Genomic DNA, 12,833 nt, shown 5'->3' with positions numbered 1-12,833 from the left:
ATCCTTAAATCAAGCTAAATGCGAAACCCTGTGGGAGCGAGCTTGCTCGCGATGGGGCCGTGTCAGTCAACTTTATTGCTATCTGACCCACCGCTATCGCGAGCAAGCTCGCTCCCACAGGGATTGGTGTTGGCCTCAGTAGAGGCATTCCACGGCCATCGCCGTCGCTTCACCGCCGCCGATACAAATCGCCGCAACACCACGCTTCAAGCCTTTCTGGCGCAGGGCCGAAAGCAGGGTCACCAGAATCCGCGCACCGGACGCACCGATCGGGTGCCCGAGGGCGCAAGCACCGCCGTGCACGTTGAGTTTCTCGTGAGGGATTTCCAGATGAGTCATCGCGGCCATGCCGACCACGGCGAAGGCTTCGTTGACTTCCACCAGATCCACGTCATTGAGCGACCAGCCGGTTTTCTTCATCAACTTCTTGATTGCACCAATCGGTGCCACCGGGAACAGGCCCGGGGTGTCGGCGAACGCAGCGTGGCCATGAATCACCGCCAAGGGTTTCAGGCCTTGTTTCTGTGCCTGGGACTGGCGCATCAGCACCAGCGCGGCGGCACCGTCGGAGATCGAACTGGAGTTGGCCGCCGTCACCGTACCGCCTTCGCGGAACGCCGGCTTCAGCGAAGCAATCTTGTCCAGCCTGGCCTTTGGCGGCTGCTCGTCGTTGCTGATCACCACCTGCTCTTTGCCGACCGCCACGGTCAGCGGCACAATTTCGGCCTTGAAGCTGCCGTCCTTGATCGCCTGTTGCGCGCGAGTGGTCGAGGCAATGGCAAACGCGTCCTGGGCTTCACGGCTGAAGCCGTTGGTTTCGGCGCAGTCTTCGGCGAAGGTGCCCATCAGGCGGCCCTTGTCGTAGGCGTCTTCGAGGCCGTCCAGGAACATCGAGTCCTGCACCCGACCATGGCCCATGCGGTATCCGGCACGGGCGCGATCCAGCAGGTAAGGCGCGTTGGACATGCTTTCCATGCCACCGGCAACCACCACGTCGGCGCTGCCCGCCAGCAGCATGTCATGGGCCAGAATCGCCGCTTCCATGCCGGAGCCGCACATCTTGTTCAGGGTGGTGCAGCGGGTCGATTTATCCAGCCCCGCGCCCAGCGCCGCCTGACGCGCAGGGGCCTGGCCAAGGCCTGCCGGCAGCACGCAACCGAACAGCACTTCGTCGACGCTATCACTGGCAACACCGGCACGTTCGACGGCGGCCTTGATGGCGGCCGCACCGAGTTGCGGTGCGGTCAGGCTTTTCAGTTCGCCCTGGAAACCGCCCATCGGGGTGCGGACGGCGCTGACGATAACAATTGGATCGTTGGACATTGTCATGACAAATGCTCCTTACTTGGCGGCCATGCGCAAGGCACCGTCGAGACGGATCACCTCGCCATTGAGCATGCTGTTTTCAATAATATGCTTGACCAGCCCGGCATACTCGCTCGGTTTACCCAAACGCGGCGGGAATGGCACGCCAGCGGCCAGGGAATCGCGGACTTCCTGGGTCATGCCAGCCATCATCGGCGTCTCGAAGATGCCGGGGGCGATCGTCATGACACGAATGCCGAAGCGCGCCAGCTCACGGGCCGCCGGCAAGGTCAGGCTGACAATCGCGCCCTTGGACGCCGAGTAAGCCGCCTGGCCGATCTGGCCGTCATAAGCCGCGGCAGACGCGGTGTTGATGATCACGCCGCGCTCGCCATCGGCATCCGCTTCGGTCTCGGCAATCGCCGCAGCCGCAAGGCGCAGCATGTTGAAGCTGCCGATCAGGTTGACGTTGATCACCTGGCTGAAACTGGCCAGTGCATGCGGACCTGTCTTGCCGAGAATCTTCTCGCCACGCACGATGCCGGCGCAATTGACCAGGCCATTGAGGCCACCAAAGGCCTTGACCGTCGCCTGCACGGCAGCTTCGGCCGCTGCTTCGTTGCTGATGTCCGCCACCACGCTTTGTGCACCAAGGCGCTGGGCCTGGGCTGCAACGGCTTCGGCGTTCATGTCCACCAGCATCACTTTGGCGCCAGCGGCGACCAGCACCTCGGCGGTGGCGGCACCGAGGCCGGAAGCGCCACCGGTGACGATAAAAATCTTGTTCTGGATCTGCATCATTATTTCCCTGGATTCAAGCTGGAAGGTTCTTCGCCGCGGCCTCTTGAGCCTTGGCGATTTCCTGGTTGCGCAAGATAAAGCGCTGCAATTTGCCGCTGGGGGTTTTCGGCAATTCGCTGACAAATTCGATTTCACGGGGATACGAGTGCGCCGCCAGACGCTTGCGCACGTGCTGGCGCAGCTCTTCGGCCAACTCGGAGGCGGCGCGGTATTGCGGGCTGAGCACGACGAACGCCTTGACCAGTTCGGTGCGCTCCGGATCTGGCTTGCCGACCACGGCGGCCTCGACCACGGCCGGGTGTTCGATCAGCGCACTTTCCACGTCGAAGGGACCTACCCGGTAGCCGGAGGTGGTGATCACGTCATCACTGCGACCGACGAAGCTGATGCTGCCGTCCGGGTTCCACTCCACGGTGTCGCCACTCAAGTAGTAGTTGCCGACAAAGGCCTTGGTCGGCCCGCCTTCGTAGCCGGCGAACCAGCACATCGGCGACTGGCTGCGGTCGATAGCCAGGATGCCCGGCTGCCCAACGCCGAGTTCCTTGTACTCGTCATCCAGCACCACAATGCGGTGGCCCGGCGAGGCAAAACCGGCGGCGCCCATGTGAATCGGGTGCTCCAGGCCGTGGTGGTTGCACAGCACCATGCCCAGTTCGGTCTGGCCGTAGTGGTCGTGGATGACCACGTCGAGGTTATCGGCGAACCATCGGATCACTTCCGGGTTCAGCGGCTCGCCGGCGCTGCTGACGATACGCAGCTTGCCCTTGATCGACTTGGCGAATTCATCGCCGCCGGCAATCAGCAAGCGGTAGGCCGTGGGCGAACCGGTGAGGTTGGTGATCCCGTATTTGTTGATCACCCGGCAGGTGCTTTCGAGGGTGAACGGGCCATCGTAAAAGGTGATCGGATGGCCCATGGACATTGGCCCCGTGACACCGAAATAAATGCCGTAGGCCCAGCCCGGGTCGGCGACGTTCCAGAAGGCGTCTTCCGGGCGCAGATCCACCGCATCGCGGGTGTAGCTCTGGAACGCTACGATGGCCTTGAGCGGCACCGACAGCGCTTTCGACGGGCCGGTGGTGCCCGAGGTGAACATCAGCAGGAACGGATCTTCACCGGTCAGCAGCACCGGTTCACAGGCGGCGGAATAGTTGGCCAGTTCGGCCCAGAAACTGAAATCGCCATGCACCAGGCCCTGCCCTTTGGCACCGGTGACGGTCACGATGGTCGGGCAATCGGCGACTTCGGCGAGTTTCGGCCGGTTCACTGCATCGGTCACCACCACTTTGGCGCCAGAGCTGCCCAGGCGGTGCTCGATGGCCTTGGGGCCGAATGCGGTAAACAGCGGTTGATACACCGCGCCGATGCGCCAAGTGGCGAACACGGTGATCAACAGTTCGATATTGCGGGGCAACAGGCCGGCGACCTTGTCGCCTTTCTTCACGCCCTGGGCCAGCAGGTAGTTGGCGAAACGCGCGGCCTTGTCCTGCAAGTCGGTGAAGGTGTACGAAGCACCAGTGCCATCGCGTCCCTCCCAAAACAGCGCGATGCGACCCGGCAAGGCATGCCGGTCACAGCATTCGACACAGGCGTTGAGGGCCGTCAAGTCGCCCGCGAGCGCGGCATCGACGGTGTGCTGATAATTGAACTGAGAAGTAGCAGACAAGTAATCGCGCATTGCCAGAATCCCACTGTGTTTTTTATTAGGTTGGGGGGAACCGTAATCAACAGGGAAATACTCGCTCTGCGCGGGTTACCGGGCAATGGTCAAAGCTATCAAGTTGTCTGACTGCTTTGGCCAAAGCCCGCTGAGCATCAGGAGGTGAAGCGCACCCCGGGCCTGGCGCGTTCGTCCACGATCAGTTCGAACACATCCGGCCGCGCGTAGTGGCCGACCACGTCATAGTCGTAGCGGGCGCGCACCAAGTCGTCGGTGTCGATTTGCGCGGTGAGCAACCCGGCACTGTCGCGCAACGGTCCGGCGAGGATCTCGCCCATGGGACCTACGATCACACTGCCACCGGCAATCAACGGTCGATCCGCCGGCCAGTTGGCGATGTCCAGGCCCAGGGCCTGGGGCGATGCCTGGACCTGGCAGGCGCTGACCACGAAACAGCGCCCCTCATGGGCAATGTGGCGCATGCTGACTTGCCACATCTCCCGTTCGTCCACGGTCGGCGCGCACCATACCTCCACGCCTTTGGCGTACATCGCCGTGCGCAGCAGCGGCATCATGTTTTCCCAGCACACCAGCGCACCGACACGCCCGACCTGGCTGTCGATCACCGGCAAGGTCGAGCCATCGCCCTTGCCCCAGATCAGCCGTTCGGTGCCGGTGGGCATCAGTTTGCGGTGTTTGGCCACCAGCCCGGCCTGCGGATCGAAATACAGCGCGGTGCAGTACAAGGTGCTGCCGGCGCGCTCGATCACACCGATCACCAGATTGGCCCCGGTGCGTGCGGACAGTGCCGCCAACGCCTCGGTTTCCGCGCCGGGTACATCGATGGCATTGGCAAAATAGCGGGCAAAGGCTTCGCGCCCTTGCGGCAGGCGATAGCCCAATTGGGTACCAAAGCCCTCGCCTTTGGGATAACCGCCCAGCAGCGCTTCCGGCATCACCACCAACCCGGCGCCGGATTCGATGATTGCGTTTTCATAGGACAGGATCTGTTCCAGGGTTTCAGCCTTGCCGCCGGGCAAGGCGCCGATCTGCAGGGCCGCGACAATTGATTTGGGCATCTTGGAAACTCCATTCGCATCAGGTGTTGCTCATTCTCCGGCGTCAGGCAATCATCAATAAAGACCGATTCACTGCTGAATGATATGAACCAAATGAATATCACCGACGTCGACCTCAACCTGCTCAAAGTCTTCGAAGCGCTGCACGAAGAGTCCAGCGCCAGCCGTGCCGCGCTGCGCCTGGGCGTGACGCAATCGGCCGTCAGCGCGGCCTTGCGTCGCTTGCGCGAGCTGTATGGCGATCAGCTGTTCGTGCGCACCGGACGCGGCCTGGCCCCCTCGCTCAAGGCCAATCAGCTCAAACCGGTGGTCAGCGATGCCCTGAACAAATGCCGGCAGAGCCTGGCGATGGTCGATCCGGCTGCGCAACAGTACGAAGGTCGCTCGGTCACGGTCGGCATGTCGGATGATTTCGAGATTGCCTACGGCCGGCGGCTGATCGAAGAGATCGCCCGTTGCGCGCCGAAACTGCGGCTGATTTTCCGCCAGACCCACAGCCAGATCGTCGCCCAGGCGTTGATGGAGCGCAGTATTGACCTGGCGATTGCCGCGGGCGGGTTTGCCGAGCGGTTGCTCAGCCGTCAGGTGCTGGGGGAAGGTGGCTATCTGTGCCTGGTGGACCCGTCGAGCCTGGTCGAGGGCCAGCAGAGCATCGGTCTCGAGGAGTTTGTGGCCCGCGAACACATTCTGGTGTCGTCCGGCGGTTTTATCGGGATTACCGATGAGGGATTGGCGGCGCTGGGGCTGAGCCGGAGGGTGTGCGCCTCGACCACGCATTTTGCCGCGTTGCCGCACTTGCTAAAAGGCAGTCGGGCGGTGGCGACCATTCCGGCCCATGCCGCCCAAAGCATCGCAACGCTCAGCGGGCTGGCGCTGCTGCCCTGCCCCCTGGCGTTGCCGCGCTACCCGATCGAACTGGGCTGGCGGACCAGCACCCAACTCGACCCGGTGCTCTTGAAAGTGCGCGAGGCAATCGTCGCGAGTTTCGCCTGACAGCCGTTGTTACTTGTTGGCCGCCATCAGGCGATTGACTTCACTGCGCACCATGTTGGCGTATTCCGGCGGCGACATGCCGTCCAGTTCGGCGCGCACCCATTCGGCCCATTTGCCTTTGCGCTTGGCCCGTTCGCCGAACAACCGCGCAGCCTCACCCTTGGCCTTGCCCAGGTTGTTTTGCCAGAGTTCGAACAGACGGGATTTCTCGTCTTCAAGCGCTGCGCGCTCGGCGAGGGTTTTGTCGGCCAGATTGAAGCTCATGGGAATTTCCTGCTGCGTAAAATAGGCGACATCTTACACTGTAGGACGAAAGGTCCTGCGCCGGTTTTTCAGCAAGATGGCCTCCCCGGGCAAAATAGCTGCAACTTTTCCGACGACGGCAGACTCCATTGTTCACTGTCCACTTACCTGCAAGGAGTACTTCAATGGCCCGCAAAACCGCCGTGCAAGCCGCCGAAGATCAAATCAAGGATCAAGCCTTCAGCGAACTTCAAACGCTGATCGAAGAATCGGAAAAACTGCTGAAAAGCAGCGCCTCGCTGGTCGGGGAAGAAGCAGAGACCCTTCGTGGACAAATCGCCCTGAAACTCCGGCAGGCAGGGGATTCGGTGAGCAGCGTGCGCGACCGCACCCTGCCCGCGGTCGAGGCCACTGAAACCTATATCGGCGGGCATCCATGGCAAACCGTGGCGATTTCCGCCGGGTTCGGCCTGGTGGTGGGGTTGCTGCTGGGTCGTCGCTAAGCACGCGATCTGTCAGCCATGAATCCCCCCTGTGGGAGCGAGCTTGCTCCCACAGGGGTTGCGCAAAACTTTTCCTTTAGAGACCCGCCAGCTCCCGCAAGTTCGCCAGCGTCCGGGCATCCAGCTCAATGCCGTTGGCCAGCGACCTGGCGCGCTGATGATGACGCCGGTCACCCGGCAAACGCTTCAGGCCGACACCGTGCATTTGCCGCACCAGTTCCTGGCTGCGCTCGGCAAAGCTTTGCCCCGCTGCCTTGTCCGGATCGATCACGATAAGCAACTGGCCAGTCCAGGGGGTCTTGGCACCAGGGTGGTTCTTCCAGTCGAACTCGAAGGAAAAGTTGCCACCGGTCAGCGCCGCCGCGAGCAACTCGACCATCATCGACAACGCCGAGCCCTTGTGCCCGCCGAAAGGCAGCAACGCGCCGCCCTCGAGAATCGCCTTCGGGTCCGTGGTCGGCTGGCCGAGGCTGTCTACGCCCATCCCTTCCGGCAAGCGTTCACCTTCGCGGGCGGCAATTTGCACATCGCCATGGGCAATGGCGCTGGTGGCCAGGTCGAAGACAATCGGCCCGCCCTCGGCCCGCGGTGCAGCGAAGGCAATCGGGTTGGTGCCGAACAGCGGCCGGTCGGCACCGTGGGGCACCACGCAGGTCATGCTGTTGACCACGCTCAATGCCACAAGGCCCTCTTCAGCGAAGGGTTCGACATCCGGCCACAAGGCCGCGAAATGGTGCGAGTTACGGATCGCCAGCACCGCGATGCCGGCACTTCGGGCCTTCTGCACCAGTAACTCGCGTGCCGCCGCCAGGGCCGGCTGCGCAAAACCGTTATTGGCATCGACCCGCACAAACCCTGAAGCCACATCTTCGACCAGCGGAACGGCCTGGCCATTGACCCAGCCGCTTTGCAGCGTCGAAACATAACCAGGAATGCGGAATACCCCGTGACTGTGCGCGCCGTCGCGCTCGGCACCGGCGCAGTTTTGCGCCAGCACCCGGGCAACTTCGGCCGACGTGCCGTGACGCAGAAAAATCTTCTCGAGCAAAGCGCTCAGCGCTTCGAGTGACAGGTGTGACGGGACCGCGGTAGAGGCGTGATCGTGTGGCGCAGACATCTGAAGCTCCAGACTGATTATTGGAGGGAACAACAGCGTACAAAGACCCGCCGATTAACAACGCGCGGCGTGCGAACTGTCAACCATTCGCTCAGGGTCGATGAGGTCTATCCCTGTCACAAACGCCCGCGACCCGTGCGTTATCTATTTACCACCCGAGTCAACGCACCGGCTTTTAGTCTCGATGCTCAATCCACAGGCGCCTTTGAGTGGCACCTAGAACGAGACTCGACGATGTCTACACCATTAACTCCGCTGTTTTTCCCCGAGGCGCTGACGTTGCGCGGTCTCTGGAGAGAACTTGGCCAAACCCACGGGCTGACGCGAAGGGACTTCGAATGGTTCAGCCATATCGAACTGGCCACCCAGGCACTGCGCGACGAGCAGACGCCGCCCATGCTGGCGAAGAGAATCCTGCTGAAAATCCCTGGACTGGAACCCGTGGCGCTGGCCGGCAGTTTTTTGCTGACTGCGACGCCCGATGACAATGGCGTGATTCTCTACACTCCGTACGCGGGAATAAAAAAGTTCGCCGACCGTACGGCCCTGACCGAACAGCTGATGACGCAACTCAAAGCGGCCGGTGAAGACGACGACCTGCTGGCCTTCATGGCGCTGTCTCAACGCAAGGCCGTGGTGGGCGCCACCGACATCGAACTGGACTTTCAAACCATCGACGGGGACGTGTTCGAAGACCAGCGCAACACCCTCTCCACCCAGCAGCAACTTAACGACCAGGCCCTGCTCGACGAATTGAAAGCGCTGCCGTCCCTGACCTCTCTGCTCGACACATTGCTGAGTCAACGTCTGGCGGCGTCGTTTCCCGGTCTAGATCAGAGCCGGACCCAAGTGAACTTCTACCTGGCTACAACGCCAGAAAATGCGGGCGTAAGCCATCCGGCGCGACGCTGGGTCAACACCCTTTCCCTGAGTGACGCGGTACTCCTGCACTATCGCCATCAGCGTTGGCCATCCGGGCAGTCCCATGAATTTTCCCATCCGGGAAAGTCCCCGGCAAAAGCCGACCAGCCACTCTGGGAAACAGCCGTCACGACAATCTCGCGCCAACTGATCGGCCTGCTGATCGGGCAGCTCGAAGGTTTCTGGGCTGCGGCGAGCACCGAAGGTGCATCGCGTCGCCAGTTCTTCGGCCAGGCCATCGCCGACCAGGCGAGGGTACAACTGCTGCTCAAGCGCGAAGCCGGGATCATCACCCCTGAGCAAAGCCAGGACTTGCACGCGTTGATCTCGACGGCCAGCCGGACGAACAAGGCTATGACGGTCGAAACCGTGCGTCTGTGGGAGTACCAGGCCAACTATGTAGAGTTGGCCGGCTCACTGATGGTCAGCGCCGGCAATGCGTTTCTCTACACGCCCACCGCAGGCCTGCAGGTGCTCGAGAACTATCAGGACTTGTGCGATACGGTGCTGAGCAAGTTCAGTGCGGCCGGTCATGAGGATGAACTCTATGGTCTGCTGAGCCTGGATGAACGCCAGCGTTTCATTGGTTTTGACCGGCCGAATGTGACCGGGGAAGTGATTGGCGGCGCGATCTTCCCCAAGCTCTTCGACGGGATCATCAGCAAGCAACGGCAGAACATGGAATATGCCCTGCAGGTGTTCCGTCACAGTGACGGCAACGTGGACATCCACGCCCTGTTCGACAAGGCGCTGGATATCCGCTCGATGATCAGCGAGCGACTGCTGACGCTGGATGCCGGCGGACGCTGGAGCACACGCCCCGTGTTATCCGGCAATCAGCATCCCTCCACCGTGCTGGCCGATACAGCGGCGGCTTTCGTCAAAACCTTCCGCGACATCGAAACACTGATCAACGCGGACTTTGCAGCACAACCGGTTGCGTCTCTGGCCTTGCAACGGGTCTATCTGGAAAACATGAAACCCCGCCTGGCCCATGCACTTGCCGTTGGCCTGCGTGGCGAGGCCAGCCTGCGGGTGCTTGGCGCAACACTGCGGGATGCGGATCGGGCCATTGTCGAAACAGTCTTCAACCCGGACCAGCCCGACCGGCAAAACCGCCTGTCACTCAAGGGTTTCCGCCCCGATGCCTACTCGTTGACGCTGGAGCGCTCCGGCCAGCAGGATGTCCTGCCCCTGGCCCATTGTCTACTCGTGACCGAGCGTGGCGGACTCGATCCCTCGCATTCCGGCCGGACGATCCTGTGGACGCCCGCCGAGGGCCTGGAAGTCTTTGACACCATCAGTCGTGCACGGCTGGAACTGAACCGCCGCCTGCTCGAGCCGCAGCAACGCCTGGCGCTGCTGGAAAACCTGACCCCGGCCCAGCGCGTCTTTCACCAACGCTACTCACTGGGACCGTTGCGGCTGATTGAAGGGTCTGTGTTGGAACGGGTCGCGCAATCGTCCATCGAGCACTTTTTGGCTCGCTGCGAACACGTACGTACTTTCGACCTGAGCGACACGAAGCAGAAAAAAGCCCTTGAAGACCTGACCACAACGGTCCTCAACACCAACCTGGGAAGAGCCACGTCGATTGCCCGGGCGATCAGCCAGCAGCAGTCCCTGCCCGCCTGGCTGGGAATGGCTCCGCTGCAAGAGCAGCGACTGCACCTTGAACTGCTGGAGCAATACCGCCACAGCGTTGTTGAGGACAAAGACTATTTACACGGGACCAAACCCCTCAAGTCGTATGTGCATGAAACGCTGAAATCGTTGCTCGCAAGCCGCTTCCCCGCAACAGCGCTGGACCCTGACAATATCGAAATCACCCCGGACCTGGCCTTGGTCGGCCCCGCCCGGAGCCTCACCGAGTTCGCCTTGCAGCATATCAACATTGCGCAAGGCACAGGGTTCAAGGTCGGGTCGGGAACCACTCAAACGCTGCCCCGGAGTCTGGATCAGGCGGCTGTCCGCCAACTGTTGCGATCACTGGACATTGCGCAGAACTACGCCAAACAGGTCACGGACAGCTTGTCGAATCAAGCGGCCGACGTCGAAAGCAGGATGTTGCGCTTCGTCAAGCAACTGCCCTGGCAACTGCTGCAACACGCACACGAACTGAAACTGCAGCAACGGCTTTCCGACAGCGCTTTCGATTTGCTTCGGCAAGTATTCGATATGCCGGACGCCATCGCCCGGGCGACCGTAGAAGGTGCTCACGCCATTGCCCGACCATTGGAACTGATCAAGACAACCGGTGCCGCCGCCGTCAAGGCACTGGGCCTGTACCTGATTGGCCCAGGCGCGGGCAAGGCAGGCCCGCAAATCCTGTATGCCCCTTACCACCCGGGTGGTTCACCCTTCGTTGAGTTCAACAATGAGGCCAGCGTTGTTTCGGCACTCAACACACCGGGGCCATTGCAGGACATGTTGATACGTCGCCTGCCGGACAGTGAGCAAACGGTGTTTCGCAACCTGTTGGAGTCCACCGTCGGCCAGTCGAGCGAAATCACCCTTGCGTCCAACCCCATCGGCGGCAACCTGCTCACCCATTTGTTCCATGACAACACCCAACTGTTGGTGAAGATGCTCGCCAGCCAGTCACACGCTAGCGGTCAGTCGGACTGGGAGGTCGTTAAACATCTGTTCGGCGCCGGCATCGAGCGCATTTCAAGCCTGCTGCCGGGCAAACTCGCGTACGTGCAATTTCTTTGGAAGGCCTACAAGGATGCCCTCAATTCGGCCGAAGCCTTGCAGGACCATCATTGGATGACCGCGTTGCGCGAGTTTATTGCCGGGACGGCGCAAATCCTGTCATTGGGCCGGCTGTCACTTGATGGATGGGGCGAAAGCGCCCAGGAAACCGGCGAAGCCGTTGCTCCACCGGCTGTCACCCCCGTGATCGCTCAACCCTGGTCGAAGATTCGGTCGACAGCAGCAATGCGCACCCGGCTGCAACCGTTCGAAACCACGGTTGAACTCAAGGACCTGGCGAAAAACAGCACTGACGGCACCTATCTGGACGCGGGCAGCAAGAAAACCTATGCCGCCATTGCCGGAAAGGTGTACGGCGTGAACAAGACCGGAGCGGTCTGGAGAACGATCAAAGGCAAGGAAGAAGGCCCCGTGTTAACGATTACTCCTGACAAACAATTGGTCATCGACCCGGATTTCCACACCGTTCACTTCGGCAAAGTCGTCTCGAAAATGCACAATCAGTATGCCAACGCCTATGTTGCGCGGGCGGTCCTGAACATCGAGGCCCGGGGGATGGACGAAATCCGGGCAAAGCATCCCGCTAAAGCCCGCATGATCGTGCAGGCCATCGACATGGCTCGTTATTATGCGTTCAACAGCCTGCACAATCTGGTGCAACTCAGGAAACTCGTCCCGGGCACACGGCTCGATACCTTCCTCAAACAGTTCTTTGATGTTGGTCAGGTCGACAAATCACTGCTCGAAAAAATCAAACAGGCCATCGTCCCCGTCTGCAACGCGCTGGTCGATCCCGATGAAGACTGGATGAACTCGCAACGCTTTATCGTGGGTTCAAGTCGGGACCCGAAGGACAACCTCATCGCGTTTGTCGTGGACAAGGATCTACAGCGCAATGTGCATTTCACGGAAAAATTCTTCAATCAACAACTCGACTGGTACAAATCCAGCCTGACACAGCCCTTCGATGTCGACGGCCACAGCCAGGCCGCAACCCTGATACACGAATTCGCTCATTTGTTTTCCGGGGCCGTTGACATTGCATACCTTGAGGCCAGGCTGCCGTTCAGCGATCTGGTAGCGTCGGTCACCGGCTATGGCGCGGCAAAGAAACAGTCTCAGCTGGATTTCCAGCGAGAAGCCTTATCGATGAAAACGCCGAAAGAGGAACTGTTCGCACGCTGGAACAGTGGCCTGCAATCCTGGATCAGCCTGGATTCGATTCCGGATTCTTATCACATTGGCAAGGCCATTCTACGGCTGACGGGCAGCCAGACCATGGATAAGGCACGGGAAGCTTTTTTAAACAGGCAGGAATCGAAGTTCCGAACCGATGTCATTTTGCACAATGCCGACTCGATCGCCTTTTTGATCTGCGAATTGGGCCGGCAACTGGACCCGGTGCCGGTCACTCCGACCGCTGAAACCTGACCGCGGCGTAACAACGCGCAGATCCCCGGGTCTGCGCAGCACAACGGTGTTTGACTTGATGTTTT

Annotated in this window: 9 protein-coding genes; 3 read left to right on the top strand and 6 right to left on the bottom strand. The window is 60.9% G+C overall.

Features of this window, described 5'->3' with window-relative positions; genetic code table 11:
- Positions 1-135: 135 nt before the first annotated feature.
- From AC1Q6Y_RS08060 to AC1Q6Y_RS08045, 4 genes are all read right to left on the bottom strand, one after another.
- Complete coding sequence (locus tag AC1Q6Y_RS08060; protein ID WP_492624344.1) at positions 136-1,329, bottom strand: acetyl-CoA C-acyltransferase; 1,194 nt, start codon at positions 1,327-1,329, stop codon at positions 136-138.
- 12 nt (positions 1,330-1,341) lie between these two features.
- Entirely contained in the window at positions 1,342-2,103 is a 762-nt protein-coding gene (locus AC1Q6Y_RS08055; protein ID WP_057714714.1) for an SDR family NAD(P)-dependent oxidoreductase, read from the bottom strand.
- Between the two features lie 16 nt (positions 2,104-2,119).
- Complete coding sequence (locus tag AC1Q6Y_RS08050; protein WP_492624343.1) at positions 2,120-3,784, bottom strand: AMP-binding protein; 1,665 nt, start codon at positions 3,782-3,784, stop codon at positions 2,120-2,122.
- A gap of 137 nt (positions 3,785-3,921) precedes the next feature.
- Positions 3,922-4,845 (bottom strand): carbon-nitrogen hydrolase family protein, encoded by a 924-nt coding sequence (locus tag AC1Q6Y_RS08045; protein ID WP_492624342.1) that lies wholly within the window; start codon positions 4,843-4,845, stop codon positions 3,922-3,924.
- Between the two features lie 84 nt (positions 4,846-4,929).
- On the opposite strand from AC1Q6Y_RS08045, the gene AC1Q6Y_RS08040 reads away from it, so the two are divergent.
- A complete protein-coding gene (locus AC1Q6Y_RS08040; protein WP_057714711.1) occupies positions 4,930-5,838 on the top strand; it encodes a LysR family transcriptional regulator in 909 nt (302 codons plus the stop codon).
- A 9-nt stretch (positions 5,839-5,847) separates the two neighbouring features.
- On the opposite strand, the gene AC1Q6Y_RS08035 is transcribed toward AC1Q6Y_RS08040, so the two are convergent.
- A complete protein-coding gene (locus tag AC1Q6Y_RS08035) occupies positions 5,848-6,102 on the bottom strand; it encodes a hypothetical protein (protein ID WP_492624341.1) in 255 nt (84 codons plus the stop codon).
- A 164-nt stretch (positions 6,103-6,266) separates the two neighbouring features.
- Here AC1Q6Y_RS08035 and AC1Q6Y_RS08030 point away from each other — a divergent pair, with 164 nt between their 5' ends.
- Entirely contained in the window at positions 6,267-6,584 is a 318-nt protein-coding gene (locus AC1Q6Y_RS08030) for an ElaB/YgaM/YqjD family protein (RefSeq protein WP_090455397.1), read from the top strand.
- Between the two features lie 76 nt (positions 6,585-6,660).
- Here the strand turns inward: AC1Q6Y_RS08030 and AC1Q6Y_RS08025 are convergent, their stop codons facing one another.
- Positions 6,661-7,701 (bottom strand): Ldh family oxidoreductase, encoded by a 1,041-nt coding sequence (locus AC1Q6Y_RS08025; protein WP_492624340.1) that lies wholly within the window; start codon positions 7,699-7,701, stop codon positions 6,661-6,663.
- Between the two features lie 234 nt (positions 7,702-7,935).
- Here AC1Q6Y_RS08025 and AC1Q6Y_RS08020 point away from each other — a divergent pair, with 234 nt between their 5' ends.
- Complete coding sequence (locus AC1Q6Y_RS08020; protein ID WP_492624339.1) at positions 7,936-12,768, top strand: dermonecrotic toxin domain-containing protein; 4,833 nt, start codon at positions 7,936-7,938, stop codon at positions 12,766-12,768.
- The last annotated feature ends 65 nt before the right edge of the window (positions 12,769-12,833 follow it).

Source organism: Pseudomonas sp. GW823-FHT06E10 (assembly GCF_058794995.1).
The sequence above is the reverse complement of the archived record's forward strand: the minus strand, read 5'-3'. Positions and strand labels throughout refer to the sequence as shown.

Excerpts from the sequence above, each read along its gene's own strand:
- AC1Q6Y_RS08060 (WP_492624344.1), bottom strand. The coding sequence starts at position 1,329 with ATGACAATGTCCAACGATCCAATTGTTATCGTCAGCGCCGTCCGCACC.
- AC1Q6Y_RS08055 (WP_057714714.1), bottom strand. The coding sequence starts at position 2,103 with ATGCAGATCCAGAACAAGATTTTTATCGTCACCGGTGGCGCTTCCGGC.
- AC1Q6Y_RS08050 (WP_492624343.1), bottom strand. The coding sequence starts at position 3,784 with ATGCGCGATTACTTGTCTGCTACTTCTCAGTTCAATTATCAGCACACC.
- AC1Q6Y_RS08045 (WP_492624342.1), bottom strand. The coding sequence starts at position 4,845 with ATGCCCAAATCAATTGTCGCGGCCCTGCAGATCGGCGCCTTGCCCGGC.
- AC1Q6Y_RS08040 (WP_057714711.1), top strand. The coding sequence starts at position 4,930 with ATGAACCAAATGAATATCACCGACGTCGACCTCAACCTGCTCAAAGTC.
- AC1Q6Y_RS08035 (WP_492624341.1), bottom strand. The coding sequence starts at position 6,102 with ATGAGCTTCAATCTGGCCGACAAAACCCTCGCCGAGCGCGCAGCGCTT.
- AC1Q6Y_RS08030 (WP_090455397.1), top strand. The coding sequence starts at position 6,267 with ATGGCCCGCAAAACCGCCGTGCAAGCCGCCGAAGATCAAATCAAGGAT.
- AC1Q6Y_RS08025 (WP_492624340.1), bottom strand. The coding sequence starts at position 7,701 with ATGTCTGCGCCACACGATCACGCCTCTACCGCGGTCCCGTCACACCTG.
- AC1Q6Y_RS08020 (WP_492624339.1), top strand. The coding sequence starts at position 7,936 with ATGTCTACACCATTAACTCCGCTGTTTTTCCCCGAGGCGCTGACGTTG.